This window comes from Kribbella sp. CA-294648 (assembly GCF_050943845.1).
In the GTDB taxonomy this organism is placed as follows: Bacteria; Actinomycetota; Actinomycetes; order Propionibacteriales; family Kribbellaceae; genus Kribbella.
The window spans coordinates 767,434-784,855 of record NZ_CP191981.1 but is presented as its reverse complement, the minus strand read 5'-3'; the positions used below and the strand labels follow the sequence as shown (position 1 = coordinate 784,855).

The window sequence follows — 17,422 nt, the reverse complement described above, 5'->3', positions numbered from 1 at the left end:
GCGAACTGACGGCCGACTACCGTGAACAGATATTGTCGGTCGGCATGAGCACCAGGGTCGCGATCGCCGTCATCACCTTTCGGCGACCCGCTCTCCTGGCCGCCCTGCTGGACAGCCTGCAGGCGCAAGAACTTCCGGCCGAGGACGATTTCGCCGTCCGGATCATTGTCGTCGACAACGATGATGAGGGCAGCGCCCGCGAAGTGATCCAGCGCGCGGCCAAGGAGGCCCGCTACCCGATCGAGGCGGCCACCGAACCGGAGCCCGGAATCCCCTTCGCCCGGGAGAAATCGGTGCTGCTCGCCTGGCACGACGACGCGCTGATCTTCGTCGACGACGACGAGGTCGCACCGCCCGGCTGGCTGGCCACGATGCTGCGCGCTTGGCGCTCGACCGGCGCAGACGTGGTCACCGGCCCGGTCCGGGGCCTCCTCCCGCCCGGCGCCCCGGCCTGGAACCGGCACAGCGACGTCCACGACTCCACCGGGCGGCACGAGACCGGCGATCTCCGGAACAAGGCGTACACGAACAACACCCTGGTCGCCCAGCACGTCTACCACTCGCTGACGCCGAGCTTCCATCCCGCCTTCCGGTACACCGGCTCCAGCGACCTGCACTTCTTCCTCCGCGTCCACCGGGCCGGCTACCGGATCGTCTGGTGCGAGGAAGCCCAGATCCACGAACACGTCCCGGCCTCCCGGACGACAATGTCCTGGCTGGTCCGCCGCGCCTTCCGCTCCGGCAGCGGCGACTCGATCAGCCGGTTGCTGATCCGGCCCGGCCTGCGCGGCTACCTCCTGGTACTGGCCTATTCTTTGGCCCGGATCGTGTCGGCCGTGTTCTTCGGCCTCGGCGGTCTGGTGCTGGCTCGCAAGGCGTTCGTGCTGAAGGCTGTCCGCCGGTTCTTCTCGGGCATCGGCAGCCTCGCGGGGATAGTAGGGATCAACCACGACGAGTACCGGGAGCGGCACCATCCTGACGGTGACGACGCTGTGCCAGGCGGTTTGGGCGGTGGAGCGGGAGCTGGACCTGCTGAGCTGGCAGATCGACGGCGTGCACCCGTGGCCGATCATCCGGATGCGCATCTTCCATGAACTGACCCGCCGCAGCGGCCTCCACGGCGACCCCCACCCGGTACGCCGTACCCGCGCCGACCAGGCTCGTCTGGTCGCCAAGCACGTGGCCGGCACAGTCACCCGAAACCCGTTTCTGGCCCGCGGCCCGTATGACGCGCTGGTGGTACCGCATCCGCGGAAACCGGGCGGTGTCGAGATCTACACCGACTCGCTGCGCGCCGAGCTCGGCAAGTCGGCGCTGATCCTGGACTCCGGTATCAACGGCATCCCGCTGCCGGGCAGCCACAACCTCGACTTCTTCACCTCGGCCGCCGGTGCTGTCCGCAGCAGCAAGGTGCATGCCCGGTGCGCCGAGATCGCCGCAGCCCTGGAGGCCGAGACCGGGGTCAAGGTGCCGGTCGCGTCGCTCGTCGCCCGCGAGGTCCCCAAGCACACCCGGCTCCGCGCGCTCTACCGCTCGCTGCTCAAGCGCCGGCGGATCAAGACGGTGTACGTGGTGGTCGCGTACTTCCACCAGCACATCGTCGGGGCCGCCCGCGATCTCGGGATCCGCGTGGTGGAGCTGCAGCACGGCGCGATCAGCCCGTACCACCTTGGCTACAGCTATCCCGGCCGCCCCGACGTGGCCGACCAGCCCGACGAGCTGTGGTGCTTCGGCTCGTACTGGACCGACGTCGCCGACCTGCCCGCCGGGATGAAGGCCGAGGTGGCCGGCGCCTCCTTCATCGCCCCGCTGTCCCCCGCGGAGTTGGCCGCCAAGGACCCGCGCCTGGTGGTCTTCCTGTCCCAGGGCACGATCGGCCCAGCCCTTCTCGAGTACGCCGGTGCGCTGGCGTCCGCCCGGCCCGACCTCGACGTGACCTTCCACCTGCACCCGAGCGAGCGCAGTACGGACTATGCGTTGCCGACGGGAGTCCGGATGTCGACCGGCAACACACTGGCGCTGTTGACCTCCGCGACGTACCAGGTCGGCGTCTCGACCACCGCCCTCTTCGAAGGCATGGTCCTGGGCTGCCGAACCGCCGTCGCGGAACTCCCCGGCCACGAGTACCTGTCGCCGACCGTTGCCCGAGGCGACTCAGTCCTGATCCCTGGCCCCGACGCCCTGGCTCCCGCGCTCGAAAGCCTCCCCAGAGCATCCGCTCCGACCACGTACTACGCGCCGCCGTCGCGTCAGGGCTGACGGCCGATATAACCGAGCAGCCGGTCCTGCAACGGAGCATCCTCCGGGACAGCGACCTCGGCGCCGAAGACCTCGATGCCGGGGCCGAAGGCGTCCGGAGTGCGGTACTTCTCCATGACGTCGGGTGGGACCTTCGTGGTGCTGGCCCACAACCGCTCCACGTCCACCGGGTCCATCGTCTCGTCCTGGCCGGTCGCCCGGGCGAGATCCCAGCCGTGCAGGACCAGATCATCACTCACGACCTGGTCGATGTGGTCCTCCACCGTCATCTGCCCGGTCGGTGTCTCAACCAGCTGGGCTGACAAAGCCGGATCAGCCAGCACCGCCTCCACCGCAGTCCTCGCCTGCTGAAACGCCGTCAACGGATCATCCGCCGCCTCCAGCGTCCGCTCCACCGGCATGAGCATGACGCCATGCATCATCACCACGTGGTCGACGACATCCCGGGCCGACCACTTCTCACAGGGCGACTGGTTCCCCCACTGGTCGGGCCCGACGGCCGCGACCTTCTGCTCGAACAGCTCCGCCCGCCGCCGATACCGCTCCGCGATCTCGCTCATCTCGTACCTCCCCCTCGACTGGCCGAATGATCGATTATGAACCCCGGCCGCTACTTCCGCAGCCGAGCTACGAGCGTCCCTCTCGCGTACTACGAGACGCCGCCCCGCGAGTGCATTCATCAAGCGGGCGAAGCACGCGCACACCTGGGGTTGGCGGGAGCGGTCTGCGGAGCGGGCGACGGAGGAGCTCGCGTAGCCAGGCTGCGTGGGGGCCTTCGGATCCGGAGACTGTCGGTGGTGGCTTTTAGGGTGCTTTGGGTGGAGAGCGTGGAGCTGGGGCGGACCGGGTTGCGGATCAGTCGGCTGGGGCTTGGGCTTGCCTCGCTGGGCGGGATGTTCAAGGCGGTGCCCGAGGCGCAGGCTGTCGCCACGATCGATCGCGCCTGGGACCTCGGAGTGCGGCTCTTCGACACGGCCCCCGTCTACGGCTACGGCCTCTCGGAGCAACGCGCGGGGCTGGCTCTCCGCGGCCGGCCCCGGGACGAGTTGGTGCTCTGCAGCAAGGTCGGCCGGTTGATCGAGCCCGGCGGCCCGGACATCCAGCCGATCTGGGCCGAGCCGCCGCCGGGGATCGGCCCGCGCCTCGACTACTCCTACCGTGCGGTCATCCGCTCGCTGGAGGACAGTCTCGGCCGGATGGGGATCGACCGGATCGACATCCTGCACATCCACGACCCCGACCTCGACTTCGCCAGCGCGTCCACCGAGGCGCTCCGGGCGCTGCAGGAGCTTCGCGGCCGCGGCACGATCAGGGCGATCTCGCTCGGCGTCAACCACGCCGACGTCGCCGCCCGCTTCCTGCGCGAGACACTGCCCGGCAGTCTCGACTGCATCCTGCTGGCTGGGCGCTACACGCTGCTCGACCAGTCCGCCGCCGACGACCTGCTCCCCCTCTGCCGGTCGCTCGGAGTCGCGGTTCTCGGCGCGGGCGTGTTCCAGGGCGGCGTACTGGCTGATGCCTCCGACGGCGCGCCCCACGGCTACGCCCAGGTGCCACGCCCCCTCGCGGAACGCATTTCCGCACTACGCCGACTCACCGACCAGTACGGCGTACCGCTGCTGGCCGCCGCTCTCCAGTTCCCGCTCCGCGACCCCGCAGTACCGGCTGTGGTGGTCGGTGCCCGGAGTGCGGCTGAGGTGTCGGAGTTGGTGGCGTTGCTGGACTACGAGATTCCCGAGAGCTTCTGGGCGGCCGTCGGAGCGCATTCGTAGCCCACCAGGGCTCTGCCCCGCTACCGTCAGAACCCTCAGTCGATGGCGACGAAGGGTGGAGCCGGTGCGCTACATGCTGCTGCACAAGAGCAACGAGAAACTCGAGGCGGGACAGGCTCCGGATCCGGAGATGCTGGCGCGCGCCGACGAAGTCCTCGAGGAGATGCGCCAGGCCGGCGTCCTGTGCACCGCCGAAGGACTGATGCCGAGCTCGCGCGGCGCCCGGGTGACGTTCCCCGGTGGCGGCGCGCCCCGCGTGCTGGACGGCCCGTTCACCGAGACCAAGGAACTGATCGCGGGAGTGTCGATCATCCGGGTCGACTCCAAGGAAGATGCCGTCCGCTGGGCCCTCCGCTTCGCGGACGCCGACCCCGGCACCGAGATCGACATCCTGGAACTGGCTGGCTGACTCTGCCCTCACCACCTCACCCTCACGCCCCACCCACCCTCACCACCTCACCCTCACGGCGCACCCCAAGCCCGCCACCCCCGCCGCCGCAACTCCCCTCCCCATTTCGGCGGTCAACCCCCGAGCATGTGGGTTGCCACCCCAGCTGCCGGGGTGGCAACCCACCAATCCGGGGGTTGACCACCGAAATGGGGAAGGCGCGGGGCGTAGATAGCGGGGGGCTGAGGGCTCGACTTTGGTGGGGTGGGGCGGACCGCTGCCACTCACCAAGTTGGTTTGAGCTGGTCGGGGCGTGGTCAGCACGCAAGGGTGGGGGCGCCGTGAGGTTGGGCGGGTGGGTTTGTGAGTGGGGGCGGTCCGCGACGTTGCGGGGCTAGCCGGCGAGGGTGCCTTCTTCGGCGGTGATCAGGCTGTCGATGGCGGCGAAGAAGCGGGCGATGCCGGGGAGGTTGCCGCCCTTTTCGCGGGAGGCGGCGAAGTCTTCGGGGGTTTCCCACTCGACGATGTCCAGCCACTCGCCGCCGGGCAGGCGGACGAGCTGGGCGCCGACGAAGCCCTTCCGGTCGGCCGCGAAGTCCGCGAGCATCCCGGGCCGGGCGGCCACCAACTCGTCGGCCTTGTCCTCGGACACCTTGAACCGGGTCAGCTCGATCGTGCTCATTGCGGGTCAGCTCCACTCATCGGACCGTCATCAACAACTTGCCAGAACCACCACTCGGCCCGCGCCATTCCCGGCGCCGTCAGGAGGTGTAGAGGCGGACGACCCCGTCAGCGGAGCGGACTGTCCAGCCGTCGGTGTGGTATGTGATGATTTCGCCGGGCTGCGACGACTGCTCGCCCGCGGAGATGAGTTCGATCCGGCGTATGGACTGCTTCGTGCCGGCGACGAGCACCCTGGTCTTGGGTTCGAGGACGTTCAGAGCCGCGGACTTCCGGACCAGTACGGCGCCCGGCTCGGTCAGCCGGAGTACCTGCTCCTCCGGGGTGAACATCGGCGCGTCGGAGGCCAGTGCCGGGTCCTGCGGCGTGCCAGGATCCCCCTCGAACGCCCGCGCCGCTCCCTCTTCCAGTACTTCGCGGAGCATCTCGCGCCACGCCTGGAAGATCGCCGGGCCGGTCAGTTCCTCGGGCAGCGGCCGCTCGCGTTGGCTGAGGATCGCGCCGGTGTCGAACTCCGCCTCGGTCCGGTGCAGCGTCGCCCCGACGGTGGTGGCGCCTTCGTACACCAGCCGCACCGGGTTGGGGCCGCGCCCGGCCGGCAGCACCGACGGGTGCAGGTTGACCGCGCCGTACGTCGGGATCTTCAGGATCTCCGCCGGGATCAACCGCGGGAAGGCGGCCGAGATGACCAGGTCCGGTTCCAGCGCCGCGATCGCGGGTGCCGCGACGGTACGCAGCTTGCCGGTGACGAGAACGTCGGCCGTCCGCGGCAGTTCGACCACGAACGGCTTCGCGGCCGGGTCGTAGCGGTCGCTCGCACCGGCCGGCGGGGTGACCACCAGCACGATCTCGTGGCCGTGTTCCTCGGCCCAGCCCGCGATGTTGGTGTAGCCGGGCAAGAACGCGTTCATCGTCACGATCCGCATGGGGCCAGTGTCCCGTAAGCGGTGGAGCTCGAACGATAGCGGTGTCCAGGTGCGTGCATCGCGGTGCTTGAGCAGTGGCCTCGATGCGGAGCATCGTGGGCGCTGGGCAAGTGCCGCGAGGTGCGTGCCTGGGCGCCGATAGCGTCGAGGGCCACCGCTTACGGGACACTTGGTCAACCACCCGCTTGGGCCCAGCAGCTCAGTCCGCGAGGTTGGTGGCCGCCCAGGCGGAGATGTCGTCGCGGCGGATCGCGGCCGCCATCAGATCGGGGAAGAGTTCCGGCGTACAGGCGAAGGTCGGGACGCCGAGATCGGCCAGTGCGGCCGCGTTCTCCGCGTCGTACGACGGTGTGCCCGAGTCGGACAACGCCAGCAGCGCGATCAGCTGGACGCCGGACTCGACCAGGTTGCGGGCCCGCCGCAACAGTTCCTCGCGGATGCCGCCTTCGTAGAGATCGCTGATCAGCACCATCACAGTTTCGCCCGGCCGAGTGATGAGTTGTTCGCAGTACGCGACGGCGCGGTTGATGTCGGTGCCACCGCCGAGCTGGGTGCCGAACAGGACGTCCACCGGATCGTCCAGCTCGTCGGTGAGGTCGACCACGGCGGTGTCGAAGACGACGAGGCTGGTCCGCAACGCGCGCATCGAGCCCAGTACCGCGCCGAACAGGCTCGCGTAGACGACCGACTCGGCCATCGATCCCGACTGGTCGATCGCCAGTACTACGTCCCGCTGGACACTGTGGTTGCGCCGGGCATAGCCGACCAGCCGGTCCGGGACGATCGTGCCGAGGGGCGGTGAGAAGTGCTTGAGGTTCGCGCGGATCGTGCGATCCCAGTCGATGTCCGAGTGCCGCGGCCGACCGGTGCGGCCCGCCCGGTCGAGGGCGCCCGACACCGCTGCCCGCGTTCGCTCGGCCAGCCGCGCTTCCAGCTCGGCGACCACACGACCGACCACCTCACGGGCGGTCTGCTTGGTCTCCTCGGGCATCACCTCGTTCAGCGCGAGCAGCGTGCTGACCAGGTGGACGTCGGGCTCGACCGCGTTGAGCAGCTCCGGTTCCATCAGCATCCGGGTGATGCCGAGGCGCTCGAGCGCGTCGCGCTGCATCACCTGGACGACCGTGCTGGGGAAGTACTGCCGGATGTCACCGAGCCAACGCGCGACGCGAGGCGCCGAGGAGCCCAACCCGGCTGACCGTTTCGTACCGGGCTCGCCGCGCTCGGCGTCGTACAGGGCCGCGAGGGCGGCGTCGACTGCGCGATCGGGGCCGGACAGTGTCGTGCCGGACTCTGGGTCGGCCTCGCTGCCGAGCACCATCCGCCAGCGCCGCATGCGTTCGTCGTCCGGCATCGTCACACCCCCAGCAATCGCTTGACCACCGGCAGAACAGATGCCGCGAGCAACGAATCGAGTTCGTTGTCATCGGCAAAGACTGTGGCCGTCGTGTCGCCGAGCGCCCGGGCCCGGTCGCCGATCGAGCGACGCTCCGGCGAGGCGAACGTCCCGAAGGTACGCCGGAGCAGCGGCAACGCCTCCAGGAAGGCGTCATCGGGAATCGCGGCCAGCCAGGTGTCGACCAGAGCGAGCAACCGTTCGTCGTGGACCAGCAGGAGCCCGCCGCCGGCCAGGAAGCCCTCGACATAGCCGGCCGCGTCGCCCGTCGGAGTACCGGGAGACAACGCGCGGCCGAGCCGTAGCGCGACTTCACCTGCATCCAACCGCGAGGTGTCGAGCATCAGCCGGGTCAGCCGACCGGCGATCAACGGCGGCACGGACGGCCGGTCGCTCAGGCCCTCGAGCGTCGTCAGCCACTCCAGCCGCACTGCCTCGTCCAGCAAGGCCGTCGCGTCCTGCACCCCGTCGATGAGTTCGAGCACCGAAGCGGCCGCGTCCGGATCGAGACCGTGCACCGTCCGCCCCAGACCTGCGCACACCCGCGAGACCATCCGCCCGGCGACCAGTCCGAGCCCTTCAGCCGAAGATCCCCGTACGTCGCCGTAGCGGGCGGATCGCGCGAGGGCGGGAAGCGCCGCCATCAAGTGCCCGACGTCGGCATCCTTCGCAGCCCGGGTGTCGACGCCTTGCAGCAACGTCGGCAACGCATCGGCCAGGTCGGCCAGCAGCGATCGTTCCAGCGCAGCCGTGACCTCGGCCAGCGTGGCCGAGTCCTCCGCGGCCTTGAGCATCGTCGCCGTGGCCGCGCCCAGCACGGTCGTGCCATGGGCGCCTGCGGCAACCAGTTCGACCTCGAGGCCCGGATCCCAGGCGAGGGTCCACATCTCCCGGAAGGTCCCTTGGTTCCGCCGTTCGTCGGCTGCCGGTACACCCCAGTCGACACCGAGGATCCGCAGCCGATGCAGCAGCCGCGACTTCTCCAGATCGTTCGGCTTGCGCAGATCCAGGTCCACCACCCGCTCGGCAGCGTCCCGCTTCATGCGCAACCGCCTCGCCTGCGCCGCGAGGTCAGCCGCCACCGGAGCTTGCGGAGTCTCAGCCGGTACTTCGCCCAGCAACTCGCCGACGACAGCTTCGCGAGTCACCAGGTCGAGCAGCACGTCGTTGCCGTTGCACATCACCGCTCGCGTGGCCTCGGTGACTTCGCTCAACCCGGCCAGCGGGCGCTCCCGCAATGCGGCCAGCGTGTCGGCCAACCGGACTGCCTCGATGACGTGAGCACTCGACACGGGGAGGTCTTCGGCGCGTAGTACCTGGGCAACTTTCGTGAGCCAGCGTGTGGTGATCTGGTCGGGCGCGGTGAACAGGTGGTGATACCAGCCGGGTGAGGTGACGCCGGCGCCGTACCCGCTGGAGCTTGCCAGCCGGCCGTGCGTCCAGGGCACCCAGGTGCAGGCAACCTTGCGCTTCGGCAGGCCTTTCAGGATCCGTTGGTCGTGCGTTGCCGGCGGCAACGGAAGTTGCAGCGCCGGGACATGCCAGGCGCCACAGACGACCGCGATGCGTTCGAAACCTTCCTTGATTGCCTTGCGCAACGTTGTGCGCATGTAGGCCTCGCGTTGCGCTTCACGCCCGGTCGCCTCCTCACCGCGCCGCAGCTCCGTCATCGCCTCGGCGATCACCGTGAACGGCTCGGCGCCGTCGCGCCGGTGTTCGATCACGTCGTCCCACCAGCGCTCGGGATCGTCGTACCCACCCGCCGCGGCGAGCGTTGCCAGCGGGTCGGCCGACAACCCCCGGCGATCGCCACGCTCCGAGCTGCCGAACTGGTACGCCGCCGGCAGATCGCAGAACCGCACCGGTACGCCGGCCGCCAGCGCGTGCCTGATCGCCTGCCACTCGGGACTGAACACCGCGAACGGCCAGAACGCGGCCCTCGTCGAGTCATCAGCCGCATAGGCCAGCAGCGCGACCGGCGGAACCATCTCCTCGGACGCGGCCAGCTCGACCACCTTGTCGGCCTCCGGCGGTCCCTCGATCAGCACGATGTCGGGGCGCAGCTCCGCCAGGGCAGCCGCGAGCGCCCGGGCCGACCCCGGACCGTGGTGCCTGATGCCGAAGAGATGGATCGGGGCGGTGGGGCGGGGAAGGTATTGAGCAGTCATCCCGAGATGTCCCGGCACGCCCGATAGAAGTCAGCCCAACCGTCCCGCTCACGGACGACGGTCTCCAGGTACTCCGACCACACCACCCGATCCGCCGACGGGTCCTTCACCACCGCGCCGAGGATGCCGCCGGCCACGTCGTTCGAGCGCAGTACGCCGTCGCCGAAGTGCGCCGCCAGCGCGAGTCCACCGGTCACCACGCTGATCGCCTCGGCCGTCGACAGCGTGCCCGAGGGCGACTTGACCGCGGTCCGGCCGTCCTCGGTCCGCCCGGAGCGCAGCTCTCGGAACACCGTCACCACGCGGCGGATCTCGTCCAGCGCGTCGTCCTGCTGCGGCAGCTCGAGGGACGAGCCGAGCTGCGCGACCCGCCGGGAGACGATCCCGACCTCGTCCTCGGCGTCGTCCGGCAACGGCAGCACGACCGTGTTGAACCGGCGCCGCAGCGCGCTCGACAGCTCGTTCACGCCCTTGTCGCGATCGTTGGCGGTGGCAATGACGTTGAATCCCTTGCGGGCCTGGACCTCGGTGCCCAGCTCGGAGATCGGCAGCGCCTTCTCGGACAGGATCGTGATCAGCGCGTCCTGGACGTCGGACGGCATCCGGGTCAGCTCCTCGATCCGGGCGATCTTCGCGTCGGCCATCGCCCGGAACACCGGACTCGGCACCAACGCGGCCTCACTGGGGCCCTGGGCAATCAACTGCGCGTAGTTCCAGCCGTACCGGATCGACTCCTCGGCCGTGCCCGCGGTGCCCTGGACGAGCAGCGTCGAGTCACCGGAGATCGCCGCGGCCAGGTGCTCACTGACCCACGTCTTCGCCGTCCCCGGTACGCCGAGCAGCAGCAACGCGCGATCCGTCGCGAGGGTGGCGACCGCAACCTCGACGAGCCGGCGCGGACCGACGTACTTGGGCGTGATCTCCACGTCGCCCGCCTTGCCACCGAGCAAGTAGGTCACCACCGCGGCCGGCGAGAGCTTCCACGCGGGCGGGCGAGGCCGGTCGTCGGTCGCCGCCAGCGCGGCCAGCTCCCCGGCGTACTCGTCCTCGGCGTGCGGGCGCAGTACTTCAGGGGTGACGGTCATGGGGCCTCCCGGCCTGGACTGAGGAATGGAGGGAGCCCGGTCATGGGGCCTCCTGGTCAAGACTGACAAACGTGGTCATGGGGCCTCCCGGCCTGGACTGAGGAGTGGAGGGAGCGAAGCGACCGGAGCGACGAGGGAAGGCCGGGAGTTCCAGCCCCATGACCCGCCGCGCCGGAGGCGCGGCAGACAACACAGCGACCGGAGAGACGAGGGAAGGCCGGGAGGCCCCACGACCCGCCGAGCCGGAGGCGAGGCCAAAAGCACAGTCATGACAACTCCTCGTACATTTCCCGACGGAAGATCAAGGTCTCGACAAGACGGCGCCGCCAGGTGTCTTCCTCACCGGTCGGCTCGCGGGTGATCGGATGGTCCAGTACTTCGGCCGGTACGGCGCGGGCCGCGATGCTGGCCAGTCTCGCCCAGCTCCTGGCGGTCCCGACCTTCGCCAGCTGGTCAAGGATGCTGGTGGCAAGCGTCGCGGGCCAGGGCACGGGCAGACCGCCGACCAGGTCGGTGAGGTCCACCCGGTTGCGCAGCATCTCGATCGCCGGCACCCATTCCTCGGGCGGCAGGACTCGCAGCAACTCGGCAACCCTGTTCCCGGTCTTCGCGCCCGCCTGCAGCAAAGCGCGAGCCCACTCAGCCGAGCCTTCCCGCACAGCAGCCTGTGCCCAGCCCACCTGGAGCACCTCGGGCGAACACCCCTCCACATCGAGCTGTAGATGGCTCAACTCGAAGGTCGACAAGGGCGCCGCGGCAACCAGCTGACGGAACCACCAAGCCCGCTTGCCGATTCCCTCCTGCGGATCGGGCTCGATGCCGTCCCGCTCCATCGCCTTGGTCAGCCTGGCCGGTAGGTCGACCGCGATGACGCCCTGGCTGACGGTCAGATGCGACCAGACCCGCTGCGCCATCCGCTGCCCGTACTGCGAGCCTGGGATCCGCGCGAGCAGCCCGGCCGCGGCCCGGCGGACATCCTTGGCGCGGTCGTCCAGGGCTTGCTCGAGGAACTCCTCGTCGCCGATCGACAGGTTGTCGGCGAGCAGATGCAGGAAGTCCAACCGGGCTGGGGCCGGCTCGGTCGGCCAGACCTCTCGCAAGGCCTCCAACGCTCCGGCAGGATCGTCGTGGCGTCGGGCTCGCAACCAGCTGCGCCGCTGGGTCGGGTTGCCGTGGGTCCAGTGCTCGTTGCCCTCGACAACTGCCGCGTGCAGGAACCGCCAGTCAGGGTTGAGATCAGCTAGCCAACTCGCCCGCCGCCCGGCCGCCTTCACAACCAGCGGCCGGTACTCCGCCCTGCCCCGCGCGTAGTCGGCCAAGGCGGGGAGGTGTTCCGGCGGGACGCCCCAGCCCTTGCTGTCCGCCACACGTAGCCACTCGCCGAGGGCCGCTGTCTGGAAGCCGGTGAGCATCGCGGCTAGCCGACGGATCGCGGCCGGTCTGGGGAGCGGCCTGTCGTCGCCTTGTGCCGCTGGGATCGGCGTCAGACCTTCCAGCGGCTTACGACCGGCTCGCTTGTAGAGGGTCGCCAGGGCGGCCGCGTCGAGCAGGCCGCCTTCGCCCAACTGTTCCTGGAGCTGTGGCGGCAGTTCTTCGAAGTGTGGTGGTCGCCGTTCGGTGCCGAGCAGCGCGGAGCTGACCAGGCCGTCCCAGCCCCTCATGACAGCACCACCGGGCGGTCGCTGTCCCAGCAGGTCATCGGCTTGAAGCCTGCACGGTTCCACTCGCCGGCCACGGTCACCGGATCGCCTGCGGAGACGGCTAGTAGCTTCCAGAGGTCCACACCGGGCAGGACCTCCAGGGCGTCGCCACTGTCGTCTACCAGCGCCCAGTTCTCGCCGTTGCGGGCTGGGCGGACGTCTGCGAGGACCAGTGGCCAGCGCTCGTTCCACGGGTCGGCGGCCAGCGATTCGACGTACGAGGTCAGGGCCTGCTTGGCGTTGAGGCCTGCAGGGCGTGGGGAGGGCAGGCGCGGGGCTGTCTGGGTCAGCAGGGCTCGCATGGGGAGGACGCCTGGGTAGTAGGAGAGCACTGCGGGGACGAGCTCGCCCGGGCGGGCTGGGAGTGGGTCCAGCTGGCGTCCGCCGGCCGCGAAGTTGAGGATCAGGGCCAGCCGTCCAGTGCTGGAGCCGCGCAACCAGAGGCGTCGTACGGTCAGGTAGTCGTCGGGCTCGATGACCCGGCCGAGGACCAGCCAGTCGTCCTCGACCTTCTCGCCTTCAGCCAGCACCCGGGCCGTCTCGACGGTCCAGCCGATCCTGGACTGGACGGTGTCGGCCAGGGACGGCGGGAGCTCGCTGAGCTGGCCGTGGGCGGACACGATGAGGTGGATGAGGGACAGCTCTTCCAGGAGCTCGCCCGGCCAGCCGTGACCGCGGCCGACGACAGCGGCGGCTCGGCGTACGGCGCCTGCTACTCCTGGAGCCTGGGCGTCCACCATGCGCGCGGCCAGCCGGCTCAGTTCGGAGTACCCGCGCTGCTCGAAGCCGCCGAGCCCTCGGCGTACCTGGTCGTCCAGCCAGCTCTCCAGCTCGGCCATCCCGGCCGAAACCCGGTCCGCCCGTCGCGCGACCCGCTGCTGCGCGGCGATCGGGTCGGCCACCTCACCCGGCTTCCGCTCGGGGCGCCCGGCTCTTGCTGCCCGCTCCTCCAGCCAGCTCGTTGCCCACTCGGGCTCTGGCGTCTCGGGCCCTGCAGTCTCAGATAGAGTACCGGTCGCTGCCAGCAGCATTAGCCCGAGTGCGTGCTTGCACGGGAACTTGCGGCTAGGGCAGGAGCACTTGAACGCAGGCCCTCCCCGGTCGACGACGGTCTGGTACGGCTTCTTCCCGCTGCCCTGGCACAAGCCCCAGAGGGCGCGCTCCGAGCCGCCGAGGCCCGACCACCTGTCCCCCCGCGCCAACCTCTGGGCAGCTTTGGCCGATGCGGGGTCCGGCGCCAACCCCAGCACCTGCTCCACATCCAAGGCCGCCACCACACCCCCTGCCGCTCAACCACCTACCCCGCAGAGCATGCCACCCGCACCCGGCACCCCCATCCACTGGTGCCGCCGGACCCTTCGAACTCCGTCGAAACGGATAACCCTCGGCCCGCTCCCGGCATCAAGCCAGATGTGGTTGTCCAGAACTTCTAGTCAAGGAGTATCGATGCGCACATCCGTTCACCGGCCGGCCGCGATGGTGATGGCCGCGGTCCTGGCCGGGGCCGTCGTCACCGGGGTCTCACCGGCTGCCGCTGAGTCGTCCACCTGTGTGGCGACCGAGCTCAAACTGCCTGCGGGCACTCCGTCCAACGTTCACAGCAACCTGGCCACCTCCGACGCAACCGGCCGGTACCAGGTCGGCAGCATCCAGCAACTGGACGGCAGCTTTACCGCGCTGCTCTGGACCGCGGGGGAGCCAAAGGTGCTCGACCCGGTGCCGGGCCGCGCGTCTTTCGTGGTCGACGTGAACAGCCGGGGCGTTGCGCTGGGGTTCACCGAGAGCGCCGACGGGCTGTCGCGGCAGCCCTGGCTCTACTCCAACGGCCGCTACCGGAAGCTCGCGACGCCGGCCGGCCTGGCCAACATCTCCGCTCAGGCACTCAACGACCGGGGCGACGTCGTCGGCTCCGGCCGGGACAAGGCCAGCGGCTTGTCGAGCGTCGTCGTCTGGCCCGCCGCCGGGAAGCCGCGGCGGCTGCCGGCGGACGGCTCCGCGACCGCCGCCGACATCAACGAGGCCGGTGTCGTCATCGGCAACGTCTCCACCGCGGCAGGCTCGTTCGGCTTGGTGTGGAAACGCTGGCACACCTTGGGTCAGCGGGTGTACGGCCAGGACGGAGCATCGGTCTGGCTGAGGAAGCTGCGGGGTAACTGGTTCGTCGGCGTTCAGACCTTCTACGAAGGCACCATCGGCGGGGGGCTCTTCACTACCCTGAACACACAGGTCGTCAGCTTCCCGAACGTCCTGGACGGGGTCAACGGCTCCGGCGACGTCGCCTACTCCGAGGGCGACAAGACGATCGTGGCCCGCGCGGACGGGACGCAGTACGCGATCGACGCCGTCGGCTACAACACGGTCTCCTACCTGTTCGAACGCGGGAGTGCCTACGACGCGGGCGGTGCCCGCGACTACGGCTTCGGCCGGGCGGTCCTCTGGTCCGGCTGCGCCAGCTGAACCAACTGGGTGTCCCGCAAGCGGGTTCGCTTGCGGGACATCAGGTCAGAGCGAGTCCCAGAAGTCGCAGCGGTGCTCGCTGCGGAGGTTGACCGGGCCGGGGTTTGTGGTGCTGATCGAGTTCACGACGTCCTTCCGGTACTGCGGCCAGCCGGGCCGGCCCGTCGCCGCGAAGGCGCTCCACTGGTCCAGGAGCCGCTCGGACAGCTTCGCCTGGTCGCCGGTGAGCGGCGGTGGCGTCCACGGCCCCGGATCCGTGCTGCCGAGGAAGTACTGCACGTCGACCCCGTGATGCGCGCCGTACGGGAACTCCCCCGGCTGCCCCTTCCGCGGTTCGGCGAACTCGTAGGCGTAGACCGGAGCCCGTCGCGCCATCAGGTCGTTCGCGGTCAACTGGGAACACGCGCCGACCAGCTTCCCCTCATCGGTCAGGACCTGCGCCAGCGCCAGACTCGGCGTCGGGAAGGACTCCACCGGGTACTCCGCCACGATCCGCCGCGTATCCCGTACGCCGTACAGGCTGGCCAGCACGCGTGGGTACTGCGCGACGGTGACCGGCTTTCCCTGCTGGTCGAAGCTCGCCGCGACGTGGGCGCGCGTCTCGTCCTTCGTGACACCCTGGAGAGTCGGTACGGCGATCGTCAGGCCCAGGCGTTGGGCGACGCTCGGCTGGAACGGCAGCATCGGCGTACCGGCGACCGGGAGCCAGGTCCGGTCGGCTACTCGTCGATCCGCGGTGAAGCCGCGTTCGCCGAGGCCGACAAACTCCTGGAAGGGCCTGTGGCGCAGGCATTCCAGATCCTTGCAGCCGATCAGCGCCGCGCTCTCGGCAGCGCGCTGGTACGCGGTCTTCCGCGACACGAAGTCGTTCACACACGGCCCGCTCTGCACGATCGCCTGATCGAACAGACCTCTGGCCGTCGGCGAGGCGAGCTGGGCGCAGATGCTGAACGCACCGGCGGACTCACCCCACACTGTCACTCGCCGGGCATCCCCGCCGAAGGCTGGCACATTCCGCTTCACCCAGCCGAGCGCAGCCTGCTGATCCGCGAGCCCGAAGTTCCCCACGGCCGGATCCCTCAGCTGGGGATGCGCCAGGAACCCCAGCGCTCCCAACCGGTAGTTGACCGTCACCACGATATTGCCCCGGGCAACCAGTTTGGCGGGATCGTAGAGTGATCCGGCGCCGTTCACCATGCCACCACCATGCAGAAAGACCAGCACCGGAAGGTTCTTGGCCGCCGCCCCAGGTCTCCAGACGTTGAGCGACAGACAGTCCTCGCTACCGTCCACTCCATCCATCCCGCGCTGCGGGCACTTCGGTCCCGGATTCGTCCCATCCCGGACGCCCTGCCACGGCTCAGCGCGTTCCGGCGCTCGCCATCTTCGCTCGCCCACCGGCGGAGCGGCGTACGGGATGCCCTGGAAGGCCTGCACCCCGCTCACCGTCGATCCGCGCACCTGCCCGGTCTCCGTGGAGATCACCGGATCCCCACCGGCCACCGAAACCGTCATCCCCGCCACCAACGCCAAAGCACTCAGAATCCCTGTCATACAAGGAATCCTGCCCGCCCGACCCGCTCATCGGCATCGTCCAGCGGGCGTATCCCGCAGTACCCCAGACGCGGTACAGCTGCGGTTGGAGTGTCAGTCGGCGAGGGTCCTGATCGTCTTGACGATTTCCTCGGGCGCCTCCTCGGCCATGAAGTGGCCTGCTGTGGTGGTGGCGTGGTGGAGGTCGGGAGCCCAGGCGGACCAGAGGGCCGCGGCGTCGAAGCCCAGGGCGGCGCCCCAGTCCTGCTGGAGGACGGCGACGGGCATCTGGAGTTTGTTGCCTGCAGCAAGGTCCTGCCGGTCGTGCTCGATGTCGACGCCCGCGCTGGCACGGTAGTCGGCGACGATCGACGCGACCGCCTCGCGGGAGGCCTTCAGGTAGGCGGCGCGGACGTCCGCCGGGATCGCACTCGGGTCCTTGACCCACAGGTCGAGGAAGTAGCCGAAGAAGGCGTCCGGGGCCGCGGCGATCATCTCCTCCGGCAGGCCGGGCGGCTGGGCCATCAGGTAGAGGTGGAAGGCGACGGCCGCATTGACACCGTGCATCGCGTCCCACATGTCCAGCGTCGGCAGGATGTCGAGGCAGACCAGGTGGGTGACCTTGTCCGGGTGGTCGAGCCCGGCCCGGAACGCGACCAGCGCGCCCCGATCGTGTCCCACCAGAGCAAACTGTTCGTGCCCGAGCGCAGCGGCCAGCGCGACGATGTCGGCGGCCATCGTGCGCTTCGAGTACGCCGTCCCGTCGGTCTCCGCCGGCTTGTCGCTGTCGCCGTAGCCACGGAGATCGGGGCAGATCACCGTGTGGTCGCGAGCCAGCTCGGCCGCGACGTGCCGCCAGATCAGGTGTGTCTGCGGGAAGCCGTGCAGCAGCACGATCGGGCTCCCCCCTCCATTAGCACCGCCCGCTACCGCGACGTTGAGGGAAACTCCGTCGGCCACCTGCACGCGTCGGTAGTCGAAACCAGGGATGGTCATCTCAGTCCTTTCGTTCACACCCAGGAGCCTGCCGCGTGCCGATGAGCATCCGATGAGCAGC

General features: G+C 69.6%; 15 protein-coding genes. 5 read left to right on the top strand and 10 right to left on the bottom strand.

Annotated elements, in window-relative coordinates; all coding sequences use genetic code 11:
* Positions 1-44 precede the first annotated feature (44 nt).
* Together ACQPYM_RS03830 and ACQPYM_RS03825 are read left to right on the top strand one after the other, a co-directional pair.
* Complete coding sequence (locus ACQPYM_RS03830) at positions 45-1,094, top strand: glycosyltransferase (RefSeq protein WP_433014833.1); 1,050 nt, start codon at positions 45-47, stop codon at positions 1,092-1,094.
* Positions 982-2,259: a hypothetical protein gene (locus ACQPYM_RS03825; protein WP_433014830.1), complete on the top strand. Its 1,278-nt coding sequence runs from the start codon at positions 982-984 to the stop codon at positions 2,257-2,259. The genes ACQPYM_RS03830 and ACQPYM_RS03825 overlap by 113 nt, the downstream gene beginning before the upstream one ends.
* Here ACQPYM_RS03825 and ACQPYM_RS03820 read toward each other — a convergent pair.
* Positions 2,250-2,819 (bottom strand): TIGR03086 family metal-binding protein, encoded by a 570-nt coding sequence (locus tag ACQPYM_RS03820; RefSeq protein WP_433014827.1) that lies wholly within the window; start codon positions 2,817-2,819, stop codon positions 2,250-2,252. The genes ACQPYM_RS03825 and ACQPYM_RS03820 overlap by 10 nt on opposite strands.
* 258 nt (positions 2,820-3,077) lie before the next feature.
* Here ACQPYM_RS03820 and ACQPYM_RS03815 point away from each other — a divergent pair, with 258 nt between their 5' ends.
* Positions 3,078-4,031, top strand: a complete 954-nt coding sequence (locus ACQPYM_RS03815; RefSeq protein WP_433014824.1) for an aldo/keto reductase — start codon at positions 3,078-3,080, stop codon at positions 4,029-4,031.
* Between the two features lie 73 nt (positions 4,032-4,104).
* Positions 4,105-4,440, top strand: a complete 336-nt coding sequence (locus tag ACQPYM_RS03810; protein ID WP_433023179.1) for a YciI family protein — start codon at positions 4,105-4,107, stop codon at positions 4,438-4,440.
* Positions 4,441-4,813: 373 nt separating this feature from the next.
* On the opposite strand, the gene ACQPYM_RS03805 is transcribed toward ACQPYM_RS03810, so the two are convergent.
* The 7 genes from ACQPYM_RS03805 to ACQPYM_RS03775 form a co-directional block, all read right to left on the bottom strand.
* Positions 4,814-5,101, bottom strand: coding sequence for an antibiotic biosynthesis monooxygenase family protein (locus ACQPYM_RS03805; protein WP_433014821.1), 288 nt, complete (start codon positions 5,099-5,101; stop codon positions 4,814-4,816).
* A gap of 79 nt (positions 5,102-5,180) precedes the next feature.
* Entirely contained in the window at positions 5,181-6,026 is an 846-nt protein-coding gene (locus ACQPYM_RS03800; protein WP_433014818.1) for a methionyl-tRNA formyltransferase, read from the bottom strand.
* A gap of 199 nt (positions 6,027-6,225) precedes the next feature.
* Complete coding sequence (locus ACQPYM_RS03795) at positions 6,226-7,380, bottom strand: VWA domain-containing protein (RefSeq protein ID WP_433014815.1); 1,155 nt, start codon at positions 7,378-7,380, stop codon at positions 6,226-6,228.
* Positions 7,381-7,382: 2 nt separating this feature from the next.
* Positions 7,383-9,590 carry a DUF5682 family protein gene (locus ACQPYM_RS03790; RefSeq protein ID WP_433014812.1) on the bottom strand — a complete coding sequence of 736 codons (2,208 nt, stop codon included), beginning with the start codon at positions 9,588-9,590 and terminating at the stop codon, positions 7,383-7,385.
* Positions 9,587-10,675 (bottom strand): ATP-binding protein, encoded by a 1,089-nt coding sequence (locus ACQPYM_RS03785; RefSeq protein ID WP_433014809.1) that lies wholly within the window; start codon positions 10,673-10,675, stop codon positions 9,587-9,589. The genes ACQPYM_RS03790 and ACQPYM_RS03785 overlap by 4 nt, the downstream gene beginning before the upstream one ends.
* A 266-nt stretch (positions 10,676-10,941) precedes the next feature.
* Positions 10,942-12,336 (bottom strand): DUF5691 domain-containing protein, encoded by a 1,395-nt coding sequence (locus ACQPYM_RS03780; RefSeq protein WP_433014806.1) that lies wholly within the window; start codon positions 12,334-12,336, stop codon positions 10,942-10,944.
* A complete protein-coding gene (locus ACQPYM_RS03775; RefSeq protein ID WP_433023177.1) occupies positions 12,333-13,625 on the bottom strand; it encodes an SWIM zinc finger family protein in 1,293 nt (430 codons plus the stop codon). Before ACQPYM_RS03775 ends, ACQPYM_RS03780 begins: the two co-directional genes overlap by 4 nt.
* A gap of 196 nt (positions 13,626-13,821) precedes the next feature.
* Between ACQPYM_RS03775 and ACQPYM_RS03770 the strand changes: the two genes are divergently transcribed.
* Positions 13,822-14,832 (top strand): hypothetical protein, encoded by a 1,011-nt coding sequence (locus tag ACQPYM_RS03770; RefSeq protein WP_433014803.1) that lies wholly within the window; start codon positions 13,822-13,824, stop codon positions 14,830-14,832.
* A gap of 45 nt (positions 14,833-14,877) precedes the next feature.
* Here the strand turns inward: ACQPYM_RS03770 and ACQPYM_RS03765 are convergent, their stop codons facing one another.
* Together ACQPYM_RS03765 and ACQPYM_RS03760 are read right to left on the bottom strand one after the other, a co-directional pair.
* Positions 14,878-16,386, bottom strand: a complete 1,509-nt coding sequence (locus ACQPYM_RS03765) for a carboxylesterase/lipase family protein (protein ID WP_433014800.1) — start codon at positions 16,384-16,386, stop codon at positions 14,878-14,880.
* Positions 16,387-16,479: 93 nt separating this feature from the next.
* Complete coding sequence (locus ACQPYM_RS03760) at positions 16,480-17,361, bottom strand: alpha/beta fold hydrolase (RefSeq protein WP_433014797.1); 882 nt, start codon at positions 17,359-17,361, stop codon at positions 16,480-16,482.
* Positions 17,362-17,422: the final 61 nt, after the last annotated feature.